The 22,552-nt window shown below is 70.5% G+C and carries 19 protein-coding genes; 7 read left to right on the top strand and 12 right to left on the bottom strand.

Features of this window, described 5'->3' with window-relative positions; translation table 11 throughout:
- Nucleotides 1–241: 241 nt before the first annotated feature.
- Nucleotides 242–1,624 carry a recombinase family protein gene (locus ACIA77_RS47600; protein WP_395892845.1) on the top strand — a complete coding sequence of 461 codons (1,383 nt, stop codon included), beginning with the start codon at nucleotides 242–244 and terminating at the stop codon, nucleotides 1,622–1,624.
- A gap of 130 nt (nucleotides 1,625–1,754) precedes the next feature.
- On the opposite strand, the gene ACIA77_RS47605 is transcribed toward ACIA77_RS47600, so the two are convergent.
- From ACIA77_RS47605 to ACIA77_RS47615, 3 genes are all read right to left on the bottom strand, one after another.
- Complete coding sequence (locus ACIA77_RS47605) at nucleotides 1,755–2,387, bottom strand: helix-turn-helix domain-containing protein (protein WP_395892820.1); 633 nt, start codon at nucleotides 2,385–2,387, stop codon at nucleotides 1,755–1,757.
- A gap of 1,056 nt (nucleotides 2,388–3,443) precedes the next feature.
- Nucleotides 3,444–3,629 (bottom strand): hypothetical protein, encoded by a 186-nt coding sequence (locus tag ACIA77_RS47610; RefSeq protein ID WP_395892821.1) that lies wholly within the window; start codon nucleotides 3,627–3,629, stop codon nucleotides 3,444–3,446.
- Nucleotides 3,630–3,695: 66 nt separating this feature from the next.
- A complete protein-coding gene (locus tag ACIA77_RS47615) occupies nucleotides 3,696–4,136 on the bottom strand; it encodes a MarR family winged helix-turn-helix transcriptional regulator (RefSeq protein ID WP_395892822.1) in 441 nt (146 codons plus the stop codon).
- A 39-nt stretch (nucleotides 4,137–4,175) separates the two neighbouring features.
- On the opposite strand from ACIA77_RS47615, the gene ACIA77_RS47620 reads away from it, so the two are divergent.
- The 4 genes from ACIA77_RS47620 (at nucleotide 4,176) to ACIA77_RS47635 (ending at nucleotide 8,254) form a co-directional block, all read left to right on the top strand.
- Complete coding sequence (locus ACIA77_RS47620) at nucleotides 4,176–4,628, top strand: PPOX class F420-dependent oxidoreductase (RefSeq protein ID WP_395892823.1); 453 nt, start codon at nucleotides 4,176–4,178, stop codon at nucleotides 4,626–4,628.
- Nucleotides 4,629–4,665: 37 nt separating this feature from the next.
- A complete protein-coding gene (locus tag ACIA77_RS47625; protein ID WP_395892824.1) occupies nucleotides 4,666–4,851 on the top strand; it encodes a helix-turn-helix domain-containing protein in 186 nt (61 codons plus the stop codon).
- A 36-nt stretch (nucleotides 4,852–4,887) separates the two neighbouring features.
- Entirely contained in the window at nucleotides 4,888–5,418 is a 531-nt protein-coding gene (locus tag ACIA77_RS47630; protein WP_395892825.1) for an IclR family transcriptional regulator C-terminal domain-containing protein, read from the top strand.
- A 1,225-nt stretch (nucleotides 5,419–6,643) separates the two neighbouring features.
- Nucleotides 6,644–8,254 (top strand): helix-turn-helix domain-containing protein, encoded by a 1,611-nt coding sequence (locus ACIA77_RS47635; protein ID WP_395892826.1) that lies wholly within the window; start codon nucleotides 6,644–6,646, stop codon nucleotides 8,252–8,254.
- A 97-nt stretch (nucleotides 8,255–8,351) separates the two neighbouring features.
- On the opposite strand, the gene ACIA77_RS47640 is transcribed toward ACIA77_RS47635, so the two are convergent.
- The 9 genes from ACIA77_RS47640 to ACIA77_RS47680 form a co-directional block, all read right to left on the bottom strand.
- Nucleotides 8,352–8,984: an alpha/beta hydrolase gene (locus ACIA77_RS47640; protein ID WP_395892827.1), complete on the bottom strand. Its 633-nt coding sequence runs from the start codon at nucleotides 8,982–8,984 to the stop codon at nucleotides 8,352–8,354.
- 550 nt (nucleotides 8,985–9,534) lie between these two features.
- On the bottom strand, nucleotides 9,535–10,059 hold the full coding sequence (locus ACIA77_RS47645) for a YbhB/YbcL family Raf kinase inhibitor-like protein (protein ID WP_395892828.1): 525 nt from the start codon (nucleotides 10,057–10,059) through the stop codon (nucleotides 9,535–9,537).
- Nucleotides 10,060–10,089: 30 nt separating this feature from the next.
- Nucleotides 10,090–11,199: an enolase C-terminal domain-like protein gene (locus ACIA77_RS47650; protein ID WP_395892829.1), complete on the bottom strand. Its 1,110-nt coding sequence runs from the start codon at nucleotides 11,197–11,199 to the stop codon at nucleotides 10,090–10,092.
- Nucleotides 11,196–12,284, bottom strand: coding sequence for an L-dopachrome tautomerase-related protein (locus ACIA77_RS47655; protein ID WP_395892830.1), 1,089 nt, complete (start codon nucleotides 12,282–12,284; stop codon nucleotides 11,196–11,198). The genes ACIA77_RS47650 and ACIA77_RS47655 overlap by 4 nt, the downstream gene beginning before the upstream one ends.
- A 16-nt stretch (nucleotides 12,285–12,300) precedes the next feature.
- A complete protein-coding gene (gene poxB, locus ACIA77_RS47660) occupies nucleotides 12,301–14,034 on the bottom strand; it encodes a ubiquinone-dependent pyruvate dehydrogenase (protein WP_395892831.1) in 1,734 nt (577 codons plus the stop codon).
- Nucleotides 14,035–14,164: 130 nt separating this feature from the next.
- On the bottom strand, nucleotides 14,165–15,094 hold the full coding sequence (locus ACIA77_RS47665; protein WP_395892832.1) for an NADP-dependent oxidoreductase: 930 nt from the start codon (nucleotides 15,092–15,094) through the stop codon (nucleotides 14,165–14,167).
- On the bottom strand, nucleotides 15,091–16,044 hold the full coding sequence (locus ACIA77_RS47670; protein WP_395892833.1) for an NADP-dependent oxidoreductase: 954 nt from the start codon (nucleotides 16,042–16,044) through the stop codon (nucleotides 15,091–15,093). Before ACIA77_RS47670 ends, ACIA77_RS47665 begins: the two co-directional genes overlap by 4 nt.
- 3 nt (nucleotides 16,045–16,047) lie before the next feature.
- A complete protein-coding gene (locus ACIA77_RS47675; RefSeq protein ID WP_395892834.1) occupies nucleotides 16,048–17,283 on the bottom strand; it encodes an LVIVD repeat-containing protein in 1,236 nt (411 codons plus the stop codon).
- A 7-nt stretch (nucleotides 17,284–17,290) separates the two neighbouring features.
- Entirely contained in the window at nucleotides 17,291–17,686 is a 396-nt protein-coding gene (locus tag ACIA77_RS47680) for a heme-binding protein (RefSeq protein WP_395892835.1), read from the bottom strand.
- A 330-nt stretch (nucleotides 17,687–18,016) separates the two neighbouring features.
- On the opposite strand from ACIA77_RS47680, the gene ACIA77_RS47685 reads away from it, so the two are divergent.
- Together ACIA77_RS47685 and ACIA77_RS47690 are read left to right on the top strand one after the other, a co-directional pair.
- Nucleotides 18,017–20,803, top strand: a complete 2,787-nt coding sequence (locus tag ACIA77_RS47685) for an AAA family ATPase (RefSeq protein ID WP_395892836.1) — start codon at nucleotides 18,017–18,019, stop codon at nucleotides 20,801–20,803.
- 110 nt (nucleotides 20,804–20,913) lie between these two features.
- Nucleotides 20,914–22,548, top strand: coding sequence for an FUSC family protein (locus ACIA77_RS47690; protein WP_395892837.1), 1,635 nt, complete (start codon nucleotides 20,914–20,916; stop codon nucleotides 22,546–22,548).
- Nucleotides 22,549–22,552 lie beyond the last annotated feature (4 nt).

The raw sequence follows: 22,552 nt of genomic DNA on the forward strand, positions 1-22,552 counted from the left end.
ACCACGTCCTTGCGCGGAAGGCGCCCAGTTGAACTCGACCCCTGCTCGTTTCCCCACCTGGTCACGAGAGCTGCCCCTCTGCATGTCGAAGTGGGTCGCAAATGCGGCCATTAGGGTGCGGACCAACTCTCGATTCGTCATCGGCACCGGGTCGCTGCGTTCCGCCCTTGACCCGAATCCACCGCAAGCATCGAGGTGCCCGATGTTCAGCCCTGCCCGAGCAGCGACTCTTACAGACGCGGTGTCTCCGCGTCGGGCCGGCGCCCGACGTCGCCAGCAAACCGTCCAAGGTCACGGGCTGAGGTTCGCGTTCTACGGACGGATGTCCACGGTCGAGTTCCAGGACCGGACGACGTCATTGGGGTGGCAGCGAGAGGTCGCCGAGGAGACAATCCAAGGGCACGGCGTGATCGTGGCGGAGTACTTCGACGAAGGATGTTCACGTCGGCTGCCCTGGCGCGAACGGCCGGCCGCGGCCCAGCTGATGGCAGCGGCGGAGCACCCGAACCGTCCGTTCGATGCCGTCGTCATCGGGGAGTACGAGCGAGCGTTCTACGGAGATCAGTTCGACGCAGTGCTGACCGCGCTAACGGTGCGAGGCGTCCAACTGTGGCTGCCCGAGGCTGACGGCCCCGTGCACCTTGATGACCCAGTGCACCGGGCGCTGTTGCTGCTCCTCGGGTCGCAGTCGCGTCGCGAAGTGCTGCGGGCTCGGCACCGGGTGCTGGCCGCGATGCACATCCAAACCTGCGTACAGGGAAGGTTCCTCGGCGGCCGTCCGCCCTACGGATACCGCCTGGCCGACGCTGGCCCCCACCCGAACCGAGCCCACGCGAACTGGGGTCGCCGCATGCACCGCCTGGAACCCGATCCGGCCACCGCACCATGGGTGCGGTGGATCTTCCAGCAACGAGCCACCGGACGCAGCGTGGCCGGCATCGCCCGGGAGTTGAACGACCGGGGCATCCCGTGCCCGTCGAGCGCCGACCGGGGCCGCAACCGACACCGAACGAAGCACGAGTGGATCGTCCGGACAATTGTGGGGATACTCGAGAACCCTCGATACACCGGGCGCCAGGTGTGGAATCGGCACGGCGCCAGCACCACGTCTCCTGTCCGCCGCCGTCCACAAGTCCGGCCGGCGGCGGCGCGGGGCTGGGCAGAATCGGGGAAGAACACACATCCGGCTCTCGTGGGCGAGGTGACGTTCCTGGCGATCCAGGGCATGCGCACAGGCCGACCCACGAAGTACGGCGGCACCAGGACGTACGTGCTGGCGGGGCTCGTGCAATGTCGGCTGTGCGGCCGCCGGCTGGACTCGCACTGGGTGAACGGCCGCGCCGGCTACCGCTGCCGCCACGGCCACACCAGCGCCCGCCACCGCCCACCAGAGCTCGCCAAAAACGTCTACGTCCGCGAAGACCACCTACTCGACGACCTCCGCGCCCGATTTCCCGAGAAGGTTGGCGACGGCGACGACGGGTCGGCGATCGCGGACTACCTGAGATCGAATCACCTGACGCTCATCTGCGGAGGTCCCACGCAAGAACTCAAACCATGCGGTCCACCACGCATACGAGCCACTGCAGACGAAACCACCGAAGGACAGCTGCTGTTACTCTGACCCGGCCGCGACCCGCGGCTCCATGGGTAATTGAGTGTCCGACCGAGACGATCTTGCACGCTAACCACAACACTCCTCTTGCCTCGGCCAGCCGACGCACCGACGAGTCCCGCGCGAACGTCCGTGCCGCCTAGGAATGCAGGTGAAGGCGCCGAAGGGCGAGCGCGAGCTGCAGCCGGAGCCGGAGCCGGAGCCGCCCCAGCGGATCGCGCACCGGCCAGCCCAGCAGCTGCTCGACGTGCGTGATGCGGTCCTGCAGCGTCGAATGGTGCACGATGAGCGCCGTCGCCGCCATGCGCAGGTTCGGGCTGGACGCGAACGTGACGAGGGTGTCGAGCACCCACGGCGCCGCGCACCGGGCCCGCTCCAGCGCGAGGACGTCGGCCACCGGCTTTGTCCCCGGCGCGACGGCCGCCGCGAGGACGGCGAGGCCGCCGAGTTCGTCCGCGTGGACCACCCTCGCGCCGGGGTCCTGCTCGGTCCCGTCGGCGGCGAACCGCAACGCCGTCCGGGCCGCTTCCCACGACGAAGGCAGTTCCAGCACGGGCACCAGCGGCCCGACCCCTACTCGCCCGTGCTCGGGGACCGCGCCGGTGGCCTCGATCCGCGCGGCACCACCCTCGATCGCCAGCACCCGCGCGGCGTCGGGCAGGCCGAGCCGACGTGCGGCACGCGTCCGGATCGCTCCCTCGGCAGCCGCGTCGAGCACGACCTCCATCAGCGCGGGGGCACCCGAGGCGCGGCCCCGAGTGCGGTCGAGCACGCCGCGCGCCGCGGAGACGGCGCGTACTGTGTGGACTCGACCATCCGGTCCCGCAGCCCGTCGAAGATCCGCGGTGGGTTCCCGCAGCGCTTCGATACGCGATAAGGGCACCTCCGTGCGCAACAGCGCATAATGCCACGGGGGATCCGGCGGAGCTTCCCGATCCCCGCGCCAGCGAAAGCACGAGAACCGCGCTTTCTCGTCGACCAAAACTCCTCCTCAAAATTGTTTACCCGGGAGTTATCTCCACCGTAGCTCACATTAACGAGCGCCAATCAGATTCCGCCATCAACCTACCAAAGCCGATGATCCACTAGCAAAATCCGGTCACCATGCAATTGCGGAAAACCGAACCGATCACCATGTGATCCGACGTTTCGCCGCGTCGACGAGACTCAGCGGGCGAGCTGACTGGTCCAACGACAATAGTTGCATCGCAACGATGAGGTGACTGGGGAACCCATACGATTCGACGACGAAGTGGCCGTTGCCACAGGAGCCGGGCATGGCTTCGGCAGGGCGTACGCGAAGCTACTCGCCGTGCCGGCCGTACGTGGGCCGATCCGGCCACGGCGGGATCGTGCAGACCACGTCGCACGGCATCCTCGGTGCGGCAACGTTGTTCGCGTACGGCACGGCGAAGGGCGGCGGTTTCGCCATGGCCCGCGCCCGCGGCGACGGGCAGGGATCTCGGCATCAAGATCGACAGTGTCGTGCCGGTCGCGGCGACCCAGCCGGCCGGCGGCGACGACAGGGACACCGCGCTGGTGGCGCCGCTGGTCATGCTGCTGTGCACGAGTCGTGCTCGGTCACCGGCGAGACGTTCGTCAGCGATGGGCACCGGCATGCGCGGCTGTTCGTGGCCGAGACCGAGGGCTACGTTCGCGGCGGCCCGGGACCTGACGCCGGAGGCGGTCGCCCGGCACAGGGCGAGGATCTCGGACGAATCACGGGCCCTACGCAGTACCCGACGACACCAACTCGTGGATGGAGGGCGATCAGGCCCCGATCGCAGCGATGTGACCAGGTGCGGGGAGTCGGGACGCCCCCACCTGATCAGGAGCCGAGCGCGTCGACGTGCGGCTCGGCGCTCTCCTGGTAACCGCTTTCGCTGTCGAACTTCCCAACCCGCTTCGACGTTCCGTGCGGCGCGGGCGTGGACTGCGGCGGGCTCGTCGCCTGCTGCGTGGCCAGCCGCAACCAGCTGGCCCCGGAGGCGGAGCACCGGAACGTCGTCCACATACGACTCGGTCTCGACCGGCGCGATCCTTGCGCCGGACCCTGGTCGTCGTCACGATGGCCAGCTGTTCAGGCGTTCGACGCCCGCGGCGGATCCGGTTCGACGAGCGTTTCGCCGAGCAGGTTCATCAGGTCGTCCTGCTGGACCTCGGTGAGCCGGATCAGCGGGCACGACTCCTCCAGCACCTCCAGCGCGCGGCGGCGGGCCTCCCGCCCGTCCGGGGTCAGCGAGAGAACGCGGAACCGCCGGTTCGAGGGGTCTTCGGTACGGGTGACGTACCCGAGCTTGACCAGCCGGTCGGAGAGGAACGTGAGGCTGGAGGCGTTGCACCGCAACCGCTGCGCCATTGCTTTCATCGTAGGAGGCGGCTCGTCGGGGTCGATCGCCCACAGTGCGTACGCGGTCGACATGGTCAGCCCTAGCTCGGCAAGAGCGGGCTCGGCACGGCGCGTCGTCGCCAGCACGATCTCGTAGACCGCTGCTAGCGCCGACTTCGGCGAGGACGTCATGACTCCATAGTACGACTCTCGAAGTGTACAGTTGCCGACATGACAGTTCGAGACTCGAAGTATCCGGGCTTGGACCAGCTCGCCAGGAGCATGAACGTCAGCCTGACCACATTCCGAAAAGACGGCACGCCGGTTTCCACTCCCGTCGGCGGTGTGGTGGGCGACGGAAAGCTTTACATCCTCAGCTATCCGAACACCGGCAAGCTCAAGCGGCTCCGCAACAATTCCCGGGTGACCGTCGCACCCTGCAACTCGGCGGGAGTCCTCTCGGCCGGCGCGCGGACCATCGAAGGCGCAGGGCGGATCCTCGACACCGAGGAGACCAAGCGGGCGTACCGGCTGATGGCCCGCAAGATGCCGCTCGCCAGGCTGGCCCGCGCCTGGTACGTGGTGCGAGGCAAGAAGGAGCCGTGGACCGGCATCGAGGTCACGTTCTCAGGTCGCGGTCGGCGGCAGCCGATCTCAGACTCACTCGCTACCCACTGGGAATGAGGGAGAGGAACGGACCCTCACCGAGGTCGATCCTGCTGTGACGGGCACGCAGAGCGTCTTTCGCGCCCTGTCGATCCTGCACGCCTTCTCCGCGCAAAGGCCGACGCTCACCGGCCCCGAGGTGACAGAGATGTTCGGGTACTCGCCGCCGACCGCATACCGGCTGCTGCGCGCGCTCGAGGCCGAGCACTTCCTGGTATTCGATCGGACGACACGCGCTTAAGGCCCGGGGCCGAAAATCCTCCGCCTGGCCGGGGTCATGCCGCACCGCGACGCGCTCGTCGCACAGACCCAGACCAGCCTGATCCGGCTGCGGGCGCTGACCGGCGAGACCGTCGCGATCCACTGGCGGCTGGGCAACAAGTGCACGTGCACCCAGGAGCTGCCCAGTCCCCAGCCGCACCGCGTCGAGGCCGGCATCGGGGCGGACTTCCCGCTCACTCGCGGAGCCGCGGGCAAGGCCCTGCTGCTCTCCCTGGACGAGCAGGACGTTCGCGCATTGCTTGCGGAGCCGGGCATACCAGAGCCGATCGGCGGCGTGAACGCACTGCTCGCGGACCTCAAGGCCGGCCGCGAGCGCGGCTACAAGCTTACCGTCGGTGAGACGCTCGAGGGCGCGGTGTCGATCGCCGCCCCGATCCCGTGGCCGCAACCTGGCCTGGCGGCCTGCAGCGTCCTGGCTCCCGAGTCGCGGTTCGACCTCCCGACCCGGGAGGCGGCCGCACGCACGCTGGTCGAAGAGATGCACCGGCTGCGCTCGGTCCTCCGCAGGCAAAACGCCTTCGGGTGACGTTCGATCACCATGTGACCGAACATCTTCGACGCCGTCGCGAAATGACCCGAAGATCGCGCACCAGGCTCTGGTGCACTCGGCGTCGGACGCGACGACGTGTGCCGGCTATTGCCAGACGGAAGCGAACGCACCCATCCCCTGCCCCGCCTCGATGCGGGCGGCACACCGGCGCGACTTTCCCAGTACGCGGACCGGCGCGACCCGCTGATCTCTCCGGAGTACGCCCGAGACCTCAGGCTGCTACCACCGGCGACGATGTCGTCGCGGGCGATGGTCCTCTGCCCGACGAGGGCCTGGCGTGCGCGCGCTTCATGCCGCGAGCGCTGCCGTCGAGGTCCACGACCACCTCCGCACGGTCCACGGCTTCGTGAACGTGCCGGGGCTGTTCGCCGACACGACGGCGAAGATCACAGCCTCCCAACGCTGCCCCCTCACCAGGCCGGGCACGGCAACCCGACCGAGGTCGGCGACCGCCGCAGCGGGTCGATGGGTCGATCCGGCGCCGGCCACGGATCTCGCGGCGAAACCCGTGGCCGGCGTCCTCGGCACCCGAGAGTTCTCAGCGGTTCTCGTGCCACGCGTCCGTGCCGTCGTCGGGGGCGGCTGACCGCCGCAACGCACAGCCGAACGCTCCGGCGAAACGCCGGGCCGGTCGTTGTCGTCAGGACGGCAAGGCGCCCCGGCCCGGCTGGTCCTCGCAGGCGCCCCAGACCGGACCACACGGCTGATCACCGGAGTCCGCCCGCCGTAGCGGCGAGCCTGCCTCGTGCCGTCTTCTTCCCGCGCCTCGTGCGCTGGATCCCAGGCCCGTCGGCCCCGGGTCCGGCACCGGGAGGCCAGGACGGACCGTAACCGCTCCGCGCAAGTGTTCCGAGCGTGACGGAGTACGACGAAGAGCCATCGCGCTCGACCGTGCCATCACCGGCCGAGTGTCCTTCCCCACCTCCCTCACCTCCTGGCCCGCTGGGGACGGCATCGTCATCACACCCACCGCCACGGGGATCCACGGCACGAAGTCCGGGACAACGCGCCGGCAGGCCACAACCACGACCTGCTGGAGAGCCTGCTCGGAAGCCGCCGCCCGGCGGTGGCACAGACGCGCCTCGAAGCCGACAGCCTGCCGAGCCAGGCCCGCACACCTCCCCGGCGCACGACGAGGCTTAATCGAACGGAACAGTCTGTACGATGGGATGCCTGGGCCGACAGACGAGGAGTGCCCGCCATGAGTGAACGACCAAGCCTGGGCCGCCTCGTGCGAGGCCACCGGCGCGCCGCAGGGCTGACCCTCGAGGACCTCGCCCACCGGTCCGGCGTGAGTGTGCGGACCATCAGCGACCTGGAGCGCGGGCGCAGCCGCCGCCCCCACGCCCGGACGCTCACCGTGCTGGCGGACTCACTGGGCCTCACCGATGCGGACCGCCGGACGCTGCTGACCGCCCCGAGCGGCGCACATCCCCCGCTCGGACCCGAACCGGCCGCGCTGTGCCAGCTGCCGACCCACGTTCCGGACTTCACCGGCCGCGCACGGGAGATCGCCACGGTTTCCTCGTGGCTCGCACAGCTGCGCGGCGCCGCGATTCCGCTCGTGCTCTCAGGACCCGGCGGAGTGGGCAAGACTTCGCTGGCCATCCACTGTGGACACCAATCGTGCGGAGACTTCCCCGACGGGCGGTTGTTCGTCGATCTCCGCGGCACCAGCGGCGACCCGCTTGAGCCCTACCTCGTCCAGGCCCGCTTGCTGCGGGTACTGGGCGTGCCTGTCCCCGACGTTCCCGACGGTTCCCATGACCGGAGCCAGCTGCTGCGGCACCTGCTTTCGAACCGCCGCATGCTGCTGGTTCTCGACAACGCCGCCGACGAGGCACAGGTTCGCGGGTTGCTGCCCGGTCAGGGCGGCACGTCGGCGCTGATCACCAGCCGCCGCGCACTCACCGGACTCGAGCACGCGCGCCGGGTCGTGCTGGGGCCACTGACCGGACCGGAGTCCGTCGACATGCTTCGCGCGGTCTTGGCCGCCGGCGGCACGCCCACCGACGACCCCGCACGGTTGCGTCCGATCGCCGAACTGTGCGGGAACTATCCGATCGCGCTCCGGATTGCCGGCAACCGGCTGCTGAGCCGGCCCGGCTGGGACCCCGAAGGGTTGATCAGGCAACTCGAATGCGAGGACAGCAGGCTCGACCAGCTGGCAGCCGGTGACCTCCGGGTGGACGCGACCTTCGCCTCGTCGTACCGCTCGCTCCACCCGATCACCCAGCTCGTGTTCCGCCGGCTGGCCCTCGTCCCCGGGGAAGACTCGAGCCAGCGATCGGCCGCCATCGTGAGCGGGCTGCCGCCACGCGACCTCGCGAGGCGGCTTGACGACCTGGCCGAGCACAGCCTCGTCAGCGTGGCGCCAGGCCACCGCGTCGTCCTGCACCCTCTCGTCCGCCTCTTCGCCGGTGAGCGGCTGCGGGCGGACGACGACGCCGACGCGGTGACCGAGGCCAGCACCCGGTTGATGTCGTGGCTGCTGGCTACCGCGCGCTCCGCGGGACACGCCGCTCACCGGCGGGCGACGTCCTCAGCGGAGTTCCCGGAGCCAGACTCCGCTCGTCGCTGGCTCCGCGACGAAGCCGGAACCTGGCTCGCGGCGCTGCGGCTCGCCAGGGGCGCCGGTGACGACGAGGCGGTGGTCGAAACCGCCGACGCACTGGCCCCCGAGGCGAACGCCATGGCGTCGCAGGACTGCTGGGCCGAGGTTTTCGCCCTGGCTGCCGCATCGGCAGAAGCCCTGGGGGACGCCGGGAGAGCCGATCGCTACCGGCGCCTCGTCCCGACGCCGGCCGGTTGAACCTGAACCGGCAAGACCTTCGGCTCCGCCGCGGTTCTCGTGCTTCGCTGCCGGGCAGCCGTTCGGGTCTGCGGGAACCGGACCGGCTGCCTGACCGTCAGCGGTCCGCCGCCGCTTTCGCGATCGCACCGGCGACGGCGCCGGGGTGCGAGGTGGGCAGGCCGTGCGACGAGCGCACCTCGACCGTCCACGCGTTGGCGCGCCGGGCCATGAACCGCTCCGCGGCGGGTGGCATCGCGTGGTCTTCCGTCGCGACGAGCACGTACTTCGGGATCCCGGCCGGAGCCGCCTGGGTCGCGGGCTCGGTCGTTGCCGAAGCCGCGATCGGGCGCTGCGTGGCGGCGCTCAACGCGGCGTCGGACGGCGAACGGTCATCGGCGAACACGTCGCGGAATTGCCCCGGATCGACGTAGACGTCGGTCCCGCCAGGGAAATCCACGGTGCGTGCTGCTGAGCCGAACAGCGAACCCGGATACAGCGAGACCAGGCCCTGCAGGCTCTCCCCCGGCTGCGGAATCAGCGCGGCCGCGTACACCAGACCGGTCACGTCCGGCAGCTCCGCCGCCACCTGGCTGATGATCACCCCACCGTAGGCGTGGCCCACCAGGACCTTCGGACCGGTGACGGTCTTGAGCAGGCTCGCACCAGACGCGGAGCCGGACGCCATGCCGCGCAACGGCAGCGCGGGCGCTACGACGGTGTACCCGGCCTGCTGCAGCCGCACGGTCACCGTGTTTCACGCCGAGCCGCCCTCCGACGCGCCGTGGACCAGCACGATGGTCGGCTTGGCCGGGTGTGTGACCGCGGGCGTCGGAGTCGCTGCCGCCCCGCTCGTCGTGCCCAGCGCGGCCGGGAGACGGCGGTCGCCACGGCTCGGGAAAGCTTCACGTGCGGTCCGCCGGGCCCATTGCGGTGGTGATGAGGCGAGCGACCTCGCCGGGGTGCGCCACGGGGCGAGGTGGCAGCAATCGAATTCGACGACGGTCGAGCACGCGCGCGGCCACGCCACGCTGGGCTTCGGGTGAGATCGCACAGGCCCTGGTGCGCGCCCGCCCGGCAACCCGAACGGGCTCTCGCTCTTCCCAGGGCGAACGCCGTCACGTAGAGCTGACCAGTGATGGTGTCCGCCTGACGGCCGCCGCGCGCTCGTCCGTCCTACGCCCGCAACTGGTCGGGCACGCCCGACCAGTTGCGGGCGTAAGCGAACGCGCCGTGCACCTGTGCGACCGCAATTCGGTCAGCTGACGCAACGGTCGTTCCTCGTTTCTTCGTGCCCAGCACTAGACCGCGAACCGGGCGGTGATCACCGCACGCGCGAGCGTGTGCGACGAGAGGGTGAACCCCAGGAACGCCGGGGTGGCGCTTTTGTCGAGACCAAGCGTCTCCACGTCGACCGCGTGCACGGCGACGTAGTAGGTGTGATCACCGCTACCAGGTGGCGGGGCGGCGCCCAGGTAGCGCTTGAGCCCAGCGTCATTGGCCAGCTGCCACGCCTCTTCCGGCAGTCCGCATCCGGTATCGTCGCCCGCTCCGGCGGGCAGATCCGTCACTGTGCCGGGGATGTCGGCAACCGCCCAGTGCCAGAACCCGCTCGCCGTAGGAGCGGTCGGGTCATACACCGTGACAGCGAAGCTTTTGGTCGTGCCCGGGAACCCCGACCAGCTCAGCTGCGGGGACGTGTCGGAGCCGCCCGCGCCGAAGATGCCGCTGGCCTGCGCGAGCGGGAGCACGCCGCCGTCGTCGATGTCGACGCTCGTCACCGTGAAAGCCGGGACTTTCCCCATCACGTCGTACGGAGTTTCCATGACTAGTTCCTTCCTCGTGGTATCCGGTTGTCACCCGACGGCGTACTTGCGCACCGCGGTCTCGCCCCAGGCCACTCCGGTCCCCGGCGCGTCGCGGACGGTGAGGCACCCGTCGACGGGCCGGAGCGGCTCGGCGAGGATCGGCGCGGCCCAGTCGACCCATTCGAGCCAGTGCGCCGTCGGCGTCACGCGCATCAGGTGTGCGGAGATCTCGGGGTAGAGGTGGTTGGACAACTGCGTGCCCGCGGCGGCGGCCAGACCGGCGGTGCGCAGCCATCCACTGACGCCGCCGATGCGCATGAGGTCCGCCATCGCGTACGGCACCGCGCCCGCGCGCAGGAACGTGAACAAGTCGCGGGCTCCGTAGTAGTTCTCGCCCAGCTGCAACGGAGTCCGGACCTGCTGGGCGAGGCGGCTGTAGCCCTCGACGTTGTCGTACCGGATCGGCTCCTCGAACCAGTACAGGCCCTGCTCGTCGAGCTCGTGGCAGCGCCGGATCGCGTCGCCGTACCCGAGGGCCTGGTTGAAGTCGACCATCAGATCGACCTCCCCCGCGCCGTCTCGCACGGCCTTGATGGCGTCGAGGTCGTGGCGCAGCGAAGGGTGCCCCAGCCGGAGCTTCATCGCCGTGAACCCGCCCTCGCCGCGCAGCTGTGCGGCTTCCTCGGCGAGCGTGGAAATCTCGTGCCGCCACAGGCCGTTGCTGTTGTAGGCACGCACCGGCCCCGGCGTGCCACCCAGCAGGCGCACCAACGGCAGTCCGGCAGCCTTGGCGTGGGCATCCCACAGCGCCATGTCCAGCGCTGCGCGGGCGATCATCGACACTCCGGCGATACCGACCAAATTCAGCGCGTCGCCGAAAGCGCCGAACGCGTCGAGGGGCGCAATAACCTTGCCCCGCCACACCGCGGCCAGATCATCGATCTCCGCGACGATCGCCGGCATCGCGGCCGCGCGGTAGGGCGCCAGGTACCCGCTGCCCACGACACCCGCGCTGGTCTCGACGTCGACCAGTACCAGCGGCCACTCGTCGAACCGGCCGATGCCCGCGATCACCGGGCGGCGCAACGGGACGAGCACGGGCCGGGCCCGCACGGCACGCAGCGTGGCGGACTCGACAACCACCTCCGCGGCCGTCATCGGACCGGCTCGGATCGGGTCAGCCGGATGGGGCGCGCGTCGACCGGTACCCGCACGATCCGGTACGGCGGCACCCGGTCGTCGACCCCGGCGTTGAACAGCGGAGTGCGCGGCAGCTGGTTCACGCTGACGTAGAGGTACCCGTCCGCTGCGAGCGCTAGCGTGTCCGGCCACAGCACCGAGGGCCCGTGGAGCAGGGTCGACCAGCTGCCGTCCGCGGCGAGCTTGAGCACCGCGCTGTGCTCGTAGGCGGTGGCGTAGAGGTTGCCGTCGGTGTCGGACTCCAGCCCGTCGGAGGCGCCCTTGTCGCCGTGATCCACAATGGACTTGGCGACCTCCTCGTCACTGAGGGACCGGTCGATGAGCGTGGCTGTGGCCACGCTGTAGAGCCGCCGACTCGACAGCGGGCAGTAGTACAGCCGCGTCCCGTCCGCGCTGATGGCGATGCCGTCCGCGCCCACGGCGTAGTTCTCGCGAACGATCCCTTGCACCACCGCGCGAAACCCGTCGGTCGCGCGGGTGCTGTGGTGCCCCCGCAGTTTCGACCAGCTTTCGCCCGAGCCGAGGTCGATGACGATGAGTGCGCCTTCGGGCTGGGAATCGGTGACGTAGGCGAAACCGCCCGGCCCGCGTGAGAAGTCGAACCGGATGTCGTTGAGGTAGGTCGTCGGCGTCACCGCCGCACCGTCCAGGTGAATGGTGCGCACCACCTGGTCGGTTGCGGGGTCCACCTCCACGACCTTCGGCCCGTTCTCCAGCCACGGCTGGAAAGAGGGACTTCCGGTGTCGAGGAGCCAGACGTGCCCGGCGGGATCGGTGATCACGCTCTGCACGGAGACCAGCCGGTCCGGCGTGCGCTCGGTGCTCCTTTCGTTGAGTTCGCGGCTCGGGTACGGAAGTGCCTTGCCGTCCACGACCTCGGCCACGGTGTAGGGCACTTCGTCGCCCCAGCGGGGGAACGAGACGAAGACCCGGCCTTCGTCGGTGACCGTGAGACCGGTCGGCATCAGGTCGTCGAACTCCGCGACGACGTCATAGCTGTCGGCGACCCAGCCACCCAGAGGTGTTGTGTCCTTTCCGGACATTTCGATTCTCCTTCCACTAATGCAGGATCCGGCGGGCCACGTTCGTCGTGACCAAGTCGAGCAGCTCCTCACCGCGGCCGGACAGGATCGTCCTGATCGCATAGAGCGTGAAGCCCTTCGCTTGCTCCAAGGTGATCGCGGGCGGCACGGCCAGCTCCTGACGGGCCGTGACCACTTCGACGAGCGCCGGACCGTCGTGTTCGAACGCCTCCTTCAGCGCACCTTCGAGCTCTCCTGGGCGCTCGACTCGCCGGCCCCACAGGCCCATCGCCGTGGCGACGTCGGCCAGCGGCGGGTTTTCCAAGTCGGTTCCGTAGTTTACGATTCCCGCCGCCTTCATCTCCAGCTCGACGAAGTTGAGCGAAGAGTTGTTGAACACCACGACCTTGACCGGCAGCCGGTTCTGCTTCAGGGTCAGGAGTTCACCCAGGGACATGGTCAGCCCGCCGTCGCCGGCCAGCGCGACCACTTGACGGCCCGGCGACCCGGCCTGCGCGCCCACCGCGTGCGGCAGGGCACACCCCATCGAGCCGTGGTTGAACGAGCCGAGCAGGCGCCGCCGGCCGTTGAACCGCAAGTACCGCGCGGCCCACACCACAGGCGAGCCCACATCGGTGGTGAACACGGCGTCGTCGGCGGCGAGTTCGCTGATGGTGCTCGCGACCAGCTGGGGGTGGATCGGCGTGCGCTCGTGATCGTTGACCGCTAGCGAGTCCAGCGATTCACGGGTCTTCACGTAGTGCTCGCGAGCGCGTTCAAGGTGCGTCCCGTCGGCTTTCCCGGCCAGTAACGGCAGCAGCGCGGGAATCGTGTCCCGCACCGAACCGACCAGTCCGAGATCGACCCGGGTGCGGCGGCCGATCTGACTGCCCCGCAGATCGAGCTGGATGACCTTGGCGCGTTTCGGGTAGAACTGCCGGTACGGGAAGTCTGTGCCCAGCATGAGGAGGGTGTCGGCCTCGTCGATCGCCTTGTAACCGGAGGCGAAGCCGAGCAACCCGGTCAGCCCGACGTCGTAGGGGTTGTCGTAGGCGATGTGTTCGGCACCGCGCAACGCGTGCACGATCGGGGCCTGCAGCTTTCCGGCGAGTGCGACGAGGTCGTCGTGGGCACCCGCGGCGCCCGCGCCGGCGAGGATGGTGACCCGCTCCCCGGCGTTCAGCAGTTCGGCCGCTCGCGTCAGCGAGTCCCGGTCGGGCAGCGCGACCGAACCGGCCGCGCGCACGACGGTGGGCTCGATGCCCTGGTCCGTTTTGCTCAGGAAGACTTCGCCGGGAACGACCACGACGGCAACACCGCGCTCTTCGACCGCGGCCCGCATGGCCATCTCGAGAACCCGCGGTGCGGATTCGGCACTGCTCACCAGTTCGCAGTAGACGCTGCATTCGGCGAACAGGTTCTGCGGGTGGGTTTCCTGGAAGTACCCGGAGCCGATCTCCGCGCCGGGAATGTGCGCGGCGATCGCGAGCACCGGCACTCGGCTTCGATTCGCGTCGAACAGGCCGTTGACGAGGTGCAGATTGCCCGGCCCGCAGCTGCCCGCGCACACCGTGAGCTCGCCGGTCAGGCCAGCCTCGGCGGCCGCGGCGTAGGCGCCGGTCTCCTCGTGTCGCACGTGCACCCAATCGACGGTGCCGTTGCGGCGCATCGCGTCGGTCAACCCGTTCAGCGAGTCGCCGGAAAGCCCGTACACCCGATCGACGCCGCTGGCCTTGAGCGACTCGACGATGTGGTCGGCGATGGTGGTCATGAGTTCTTGCCTTCCCTTCGTGATGAGCGGAACCGACAGAAGTGCACGCGGGCAGGTGGCCGGGGTGCGGCGGACACCGCGCGGATTGCCTCGATGAGACGTCGCCGCGGCGGCCGTCCTCGTGGCTGTTTCAGGCGGTGAGGGCGATCTTCCCGGGACCGTGGGCGCCTTCCCAGGCGCGGTGGGCGTCCGCCGCCGCCGCGAGCGGGAACGCCGCGCTCACCACCACCTCGAGCCGGCCTGAGGTGACCAGCGCCGTCAGGCCTTCGAGGCCGACCTGATCCGGCTCGACGAGGAAATCGCTCCAGCGCGCACCCCGGCGCCCGGCCTCGTCGCTGAGATCGCCGGTCGTGCCGCTCGGGACCGAGATCAAGCAGCCTCCCGGGCGCAACAGCCCGACGGATCGCCGTGAGGTCTCACCGCCGACAAGGTCGAGCACCAGGTCGACCTGGTCGGTAACGTCCTCGAACCGGGTCGTGCGGTGGTCGATGACCGCGTCGATGCCAAGCTTCCGCAGCAGCGGGTGGTTTTCCGCGCTCGCCGTGCCGATGACGTATGCCCCTCGGGCTTTCGCGATCTGCACCGCGAGGTGCCCGACCCCGCCCGCCGCGGCGTGCACGAGGACGCGATCGCCCGAGGTGACGCGGCCGACGTCGACCAGCGTTTGCCACGCTGTCAAGCCGGCCAGTGGCAGGCACCCGGCGGCCGTCGGATCCATGGTGGCGGGCTTGCGGACGAGCTGCCTCGACGGTGAGGTCACGTACTCGGCGTACGCCCCGGCCGGTCGTGGGAACCACGGCATGCCGAGCACTTCGTCACCGACCGAGAACCTGGTTACGCCCGCCCCGAGTTCCACCACCTCCCCGGCGACGTCCCAGCCGAGCACGAGTGGCAGCTCGCGCACCCGGCTCGAACCGGCTCTGGTCTTGCCGTCGACCGGGTTCACACTCCCGGCGCGAACCCGCACCAGCACTTCGGTCGGGCCGGGCACCGGGCGCGGGACTTCCTCCCAGCGCAGCACCTCGGGACCGCCGAACTCGTGCTGTCGAACGGCCTTCACGATCGGGCCTCAGCGCCACTGGCGCATCGCAGCACGAGCTTTCCGGTGGTGGCGCGTTTCTCACCGACGGCGTGAGCCACGGCTGCCTCGGTCAGGTCGAAAGTCGAGTCCAGCTCCACGCGCAGCCGGCCGTCGTCGGCGAGGGCGGCCAGTTCACGAAGTGCTCGTCCGTCGGGCTTGACGAGCATCGTGGTGACCCGCAGCCCGGTTCCGGCGCCGAGTCCTCGCGGTCCCCCGTGCGCGACGTCGACCAAGACACCACCGGGACGCAACGTGCGCAGGGAGCGCGCGGCGTTGTCGCCACCGGCCAGCTCGATCACTGCGTCCACGTCGGACACCACCGACTCGAAGCTCTGCCGGTGGTAGTCGATCAGCTCGTCGGCACCGAGCTCGCGGAGGAACTCGTGCTTTCCGGCGCTCGCGGTTCCGATGACGTAGGCACCACGCGCCTTGGCGATCTGCACCGCGAGGTGGCCGACCCCGCCCGCCGCGGCGTGCACGAGTACTCGCTGCCCCGGCCGGACACCGGCCTTGCCCGTCAGAGCCTGCCACGCGGTGAGCCCGGCCAGCGGCAGGGCCGCGGCGTGCGCGTGGTCCAGCCGTCGCGGTTTGGGCGCCAGCTCCCCAGCCGGCGCCACGACGTACTCGGCGTACGCAGCGGCCTGCGCGGGAAACCGCGGCATCCCGAACACCTCGTCACCGGGGCGAAAATCCGAGACGGCCGAGCCGACGGTGACGACTTCGCCGGACACGTCCCAGCCGACGGTGAACGGCATCGGCCCCATGCCCCGAGCCACGCCCTGCCCCGCCCGCGTCTGCCAGTCGACCGGATTGATCCCCGCGGCCCGCACCCGGACCAACACCTCCCCCGGGCCGGGCTCCGGCACAGCGCGCTCGATCACGGTCAGCACCTCCGGGCCGCCCAGCCGCTCTTGCACGACCACCCGCATCACTCAGACCTCCTCGTATTGCACGGCATACAGACCCGCGTTGTAGTCGGTGATGAACGCGAGCCCGGACTCGGTGACGGTCACGTCCGCGGTCTGAATCACCCGGGGACGACCCGGCCGAGGGTCGATCAGCCGGGCCGGGGCCGCCGGCACGAACGCCCCGACCGAGACCGGGCGGTAGGGATCGGTGAGGTCGACCGCTCGCAGCCCGGCGTTCTGATACGTAGCGAAGATCAACGACTCCGACACGAACGTTCCCGGCCGGTTCTCGTGCAAGTTGTGCGGGCCGAAATGACCGCCCTTCGCGCTGTACGCGTCGTCCGAGGGCGTCGGAAACGTCGCGATGCTCACCGGGTTCGCCGGTTCACGTATGTCGAACACCCACACGTGCTTGAGCCCGTCGGCGAGCTCGTCGGCCACCGCCTCGTCCGCGACGACCAGCAGGTCCCGGCCGGGCAGGGGCAACGCGGTGTGGGTACCCCCGCCGAACGGCGGCGACCAGTTCCGGTGCACGACGAGCCGGGGTGCTTCGCGGTCGGTGAGGTCGAGCACCGTCAGGCCGCCGTCACGCCAGGACGCGTAAGCGACGTCGTCGTGGACGATCGCGTGATGCAGTGCGTATCGCCACCGCTTCGTATCCCACCCTGGCGTCTCCCCGGCCGCGGCGTGCATGCCGGGCAGGTGCCAGGTTCCCGCCCACTTCGGCCGCGCGGGGTCGGCGAGGTCGATCACCGCGAACACGTAATCCGTGTAACCGTCGAACAGCACGGACGCGTATGCCCACCGGCCGCCGGTGTACCAGAGCCGGTGCACCCCCACGCCCTCCACCGGCAGGAAGGAAATCGGTTTCGGGTCGGCCGGGTCGCTGATGTCGTGGATCGCCACCCCCGCACTCCAGTTCCGGTTCGTCCCCGCGAGCCGGGTGCCGACCGAACCTCCGTAGTACGCCGACTCGTCGCGGAACTCCGCCCACAGGTCCTTGGCGTGGATCACCAGGAGCAAGTCGTCGGCGGCCTGCAGGTGGATGTTCCAGGTGTTCGGCGGCGCGGGCTCGAAGTGGCGCACCCGCATCGAACGGGGGTCCCGGACGTCGAGCACGGAGAAGCCGCCCGAAAACAGGTGCCCGACGTAGACGTGGTCGCGGTGGTACTGCACCTGCATCGCGTCCGGCCGTCCTCCCTGGTCCGAGTGGCCGACCAGGGAGAAGCCCTTGGCGTAAACCGGTTCCGGGACGGTCATGGCGTCCTCACAGCGCCGCGACGGCCGCCGCGGCGACCTCGTGGTCCTGATCGGGCGTGCCGCCGCCCGCACCGATCGCACCGACCAGCGCGCCGTTCTCGAACACCGGGATGCCACCCGGCACGAACGCCAGCGGATCGCGGGTGGCCGCTTCGATGCCGAACAGGGGCGCGCCGGGCTGTACCGCGGGCACGAGGTCCTGGGTGGACTGTTCGAACAGGACGGCGGTGCGCGCCTTGGTGTGGCTGGTTTCCACCGCGGCGAGCGCGGCGCCGTCCACCCGGGCCGCCGCGATCAGATGCGTGCCGGCGTCGACGACCGTGATGGTGAACGCGACACCGAGCTCGGCACTCTTCTCCTTACCGGCCTGAATGGCCTTTTCCGCGGCTGCCAACGTGATCATCACCTGTCTCCCTCCGTTCTTCCCGGCCCCGGCGGGCCGAAGGCCCGCTGACCGTCCGAATTGGCCGGTTCAGCCTGGTACTCGTGTCAGTCTCGCCCGTGCGTGTCGCGGCTCCATCCGTCATGTGACTGTCCATCTCGCCCTCGCCGGGGTGGCGCGTCCTGCCAAGCGGCCTGGCCGCGGGGCGCCTTCTGCTACACAGGTTCCGGGCCGTCGCCGTTTTTCCGCGACACCGAAGCCCTCATATTCCGAACAGGAGTTGGTGATCTCTTTTTGGAACCGGAGCAGCCCCCGGCGGGGAAACCCGGGCCCCGACCGGCGTCGCCGACCGTGAGCGAACTGTCCGCGGCCACCGCCGAGCCGGGTTCCGCGGTGATCGGCCGCCGGGAGGATCTGCGCCGGGTGAAGTCACTCCTGCCTGCCGCGGGTGGAGCTGTGCTCCTCACCGGTGCGGCCGGCGTGGGCAAATCGGTCGTGCTCGACGCCATCGCCGAGACGGAAGCGGAAACGGGCACGCTCGTGCTGCGCGCGGCCGGCGTGCAGTTCGAGGCCGACATCGCGTATTCCGGCCTCAACCAGGCCCTGTTCCCCCTGCTCGGCGTCCTCGGCGCACTCGAGGGCACCCACCGCGAGGTGCTGGACGTCGCACTCGGCCTCACCGCCGGCCGGCGTCCCGACCGGTTGCTCGTCGCCAACGCGGCGATCGCGCTGCTGCGCGGCCCGGTGGCCGAGCGGCACGTCCTGCTCGTCGTCGACGACCTGCCGTGGATCGACCGTGCCAGTGCGACGGTCTTCGGGCTGATGGCGCGGCGGCTTCCCGGAACCGGTGTCGGTTTCCTGGGTGCGATGCGCACCGGTGCCGACGAATTCTTCGGGCACAGCGGTCTGCCCGCGTACGAACTTCCGCCGCTGGACGAGGAAGCGGCGCAACTGCTGGTCGGGCTGCGGTTCCCCGCTCTGGCGGACCGGGTTCGCGATCGATTGCTCGACAGCGCCAAGGGCAACCCCCTCGCGTTGCTCGAATTGCCGACCGCGCTCACCGCCGCGCAGCAACTGGCCCACGAGGAAGTGCCGGAGGTCCTTCCGCTGTCCGAACGGCTGCAGGACGTGTTCGCCGGCCGGATCGCCGGACTCGCCGACACCACCCGCAGGCTGCTGCTGGCCGCCGCGCTCGACGGCACCGGTCAGCTCGGTGTGCTGCAGTCCTGCGCGCTGCTGATGGGCGGCCGGCCCGACCTGGCCGAGTTCGCCCCGGCCGAACGCGCGCAGCTGGTCCAGGTGGACACCACGACCCGCCGGCTGCTCTTCCGACACCCCCTCATCCGCTCCGCGGTCGTGACCGCGGCCACCAGCTTCGAACGCCGGGCAGCACACCGCGCGCTGGCCGGCGCCCTGGCCGACCAGCCCGAACGGCGTGCCTGGCACCTCGGCGAAGCCTCGCTGGAGCCCGATGAGGAGGTGGCCACGCTGCTCCAGCAAGCGGCGCACCTCATCCTCGAACGCGGCAGCGCGGCTGCGGCGGTCGCCGCGCTCACCCGCGCGGCCGAGCTCAGCCCGGAACCGGCCGCTCGTGCGCGCCGGCTGGCCGAGGCGGCCTACCTCGGCACGGAGTCCGCCGGCCGGATGCACGACGTACGGGAACTGCTCGAGGACGCCCGGCGGGCAGCCCCCGGGGTCCGCACGCTGCACTCCGCCGCCGCGGCCGCTTTCCTGCTCCTCAGCGGCGACGGGACCGTCGAGACCGCGCACCGGCTGCTGCTGAGCGCCATCGAAGCGGGCGACCACAAGTACGACGGCGGCGACCCGACGTTGGCGGCGGCGCTCGACACGTTGCTCCTGCTGTCCTACTACGCCGGCCGCAGCGAGCTGTGGGATCTTTTCAACCGCGTCCTCGGCCGGGTGCGGCCCGCGCCACCTCCGCTGATGACGGTCGCGGCGAGACTGTTCGGCAACCCGGCCGGAGCCGGGGCGGCGACCGTGGGCGAACTCGAGGCGCTGCTGGCGCGGGCACCTCGGGACGCGGACTTGGCCCGAATCAACCGGCTGGGCAGCGCCGCCGTCTACACCGACCGGCTGGGCGAAATCCGCCAGGTGTCGTGGCAGGTGGTCCGCCAAGGCCGCCGTGGCGGGCCCGTGCGGCGGCAGCTCGGCGCGATGATGCAACTCTGCCTCGACAACTTCCTCACCGGGCGCTGGGACGAGTGCGACGAGCTGACCGGCGAGGCGCTGGCGCTCTGCGCGGAGCACGGATACGAGTTCCTCGCGTGGTACTACGACTACAACCGGGCGCTGGTCGCAGGCGCCCGCGGTGACCAGGACACGAGCGCCCGTTCCACCGCGCGGATGATCGGCTGGGCCGCACCGCGCGGTGTCAAAGCCGCGCTCGACCTCGCCGGGCACGCGCGCACCGTCGCCGCACTGGCCCGCGCCGATTTCGACCGCGCCTACGACCACGCGACCGCGGTCAGTCCCGCGGGCAGGCTGGAACCCCACACGCCCCACGCGTTGTGGGTGATGCTGGACCTGGTCGAAGCCGCGGTCCGCACCCGCCGCGACGCCGAGGCGGCAGCTCACCTGCGTGCGATGCGGGATTCCGGGGTGTCGGCCCTCTCACCACGGCTCGCCCTGCACGTCCACGCGGCGGAGGCGCTGTGCGCGCGTTCCGACCGCGAAGCCGTCGAGCGGTTCGAGGAGGCGCTGGCGATTCCGGACGTCGATCGCTGGCAGTTCGATGCCGCGCGAGTCCGGCTTGCCTACGGGGAGCGTTTGCGGCGCGCACGATCAACCGCGCTGTCCCGAGGCCAGCTGCTGGCGGCGAGCGAGGTGTTCGACCGGCTCGGCGCCCGGCCGTGGGCGGAACGGACCGCGAAGGAGCTGCGCGCGGCAGGCTGGTCGTCGTCCACGGGCGCGCGCACCGGGCTGCCCGTGGGCGCGCTCACCGCTCAGGAACGGGAAATCGCCCGCCTGGCCGCGTCAGGCCTGACCAACAAGCAGATCGCCGAAAAGCTCTACCTGTCGCACCGGACAGTCGGCGCGCACCTGTACCAGATCTTCCCCAAGCTCGGGGTCACCTCGCGCGCGGCGCTGCGGGACGCCCTGGCCGCCGTCGACGACTGACCGGCGAGGAAAGGCAGTCATTCGACCGAGGCGTTTCCGGGCCGGCACTGGCACCGTCGGCCCGAGCCCGGCCGCGCGGCCGGGCGCCATCGGGCCACGCGGGGGACGACATGCGACAGTGCAGCACCCGTCACCGGCGCACGATCGTGCCGCACTGGTTCACCGCGTCGCTCGCGTTCGCACGGTCCCCGGTGCCCTGGCGCGATTCGGTGCGCTCCGCGCTGACTCTGCCGGGCGTCTCCGCGGTGAGCTACGCGGTCGGCGGCCCCGCGATCGCGCTCTACGCCTCGTTGTCGGCGTTGCTCATCGTCCTGAGCGAACGCGGCGGCACGACGGGACAGCGCACCCTGCGGTCGGGCGGCGGGCTCGCCGCCGGCGCGCTCGCGATGGTGGCCGGACCGCTCACGGCCGGCGGCGGGGTGCGTCCGATCGCCGTCGTGCTGGCGTTCGGTCTGCTCGCGGGTCTTCTGAGCTGCCTGGGTTCCGGGCTGTCGTGGGCCGCCATGCAGCTGCTCGTTCAGATGGCCATCGCGGGCGGGATCTCCGTGGACCTGGCCCTGCGCGACAAGGTGTGCGCCTACCTCGCCGGCGGCGTCGTCGCACTTGCCGGGATGTGGCTGCAAAGCGCCTTCGAGCGCACCGACCGGCTCTACGCCCGGGCACTCGCCGACGCGGTCGGAGCGCTCGCCGGCTGGGCCGGCTCCCCGCGGCCCGCCGCACTCGGGCGCAGCGCCGATGGCGCGCTCGGCGCGGCCGCGGACCTCGTGCTGACTGCGCGGCCCGTCCGGCCGGCCCGCGGGCAGCGGATCGCGGTGTACCGCTCGATCCTCGGCACCACCAGCGTGCTCGCCACGCTCCTGCGCGCGCGAAGTACGTCGCCGCACATCGCCGCGGCTTTGGGCGAATACGCGGCTGCGGTCACGAACGTGTCCGGCCCTGCGCCACGCGCCCCTTCACTGCCAGGGGCTCTCGCCGGAATTCTGTCGGCGCCGCTCCCGGTTGCCCGGCCGATCCCGGTCGCGCGCATTGTCGCCGAGCGCCTCGGGGACGGCCGTTCCTGGGCGTTCACGGCACAGTTGTCCCTGTGCCTGCTTGCGGCGGAGGTGCTGCGCCAGCTCACGCCGTTCGGCCACGGGTACTGGATCATCCTGACCGTCGCCCTGTGCCTGAAGCCCGACTTCGCCTCTGTCTTCTCACGGACGGTCCAACGTGGCTTCGGCACGGCGGTGGGCGTGGTCCTCGGCGCCGTGGCGACCTGCTTCTCCGGCGGGTACTGGCTGCTGCCGATCCTGGCGGCGCTGTGCGGGTTCATCCCGTGGGCGGTCCGCCGCAGCTACTGGGCTTTTTCCGTGCTCATCACACCACTCGTTCTGCTGCTTCTCGACTACGGCGGTCCGACCGGACCGGCGGTCGCGGTGCAGCGTTTGGTGAACACGGCCACCGGGTGCCTGGTCGTCCTGGTGTTCGGGTACGCGCTGAGGCCGGGAACCTGGTTCCCGCGGTTCGAGCGGGAGTCGCGGCGGCTGGCCACGATGATCGAGCGAATGCCCGGCGGGTCTCTTGTGGACGTTTCGCTCCAGCGTGTCAAGGTCGCGACCGAACTCGCCGCGCTGCGCGGCCGGGCGCGTCAGGCCGGCTCCGAACCCCGGGCGCTGCGGGAGCGCGCAGCCGGCTGGTCCGCGGTGGCCGACCGGCTCGAAAACGCGTTGGCCGAGCGCACGAAGCGGGTCGATGCGCGGTGGTGAACTC

This window comes from Amycolatopsis sp. NPDC051903 (assembly GCF_044452505.1).
In the GTDB taxonomy this organism is placed as follows: domain Bacteria; phylum Actinomycetota; class Actinomycetes; order Mycobacteriales; family Pseudonocardiaceae; genus Amycolatopsis.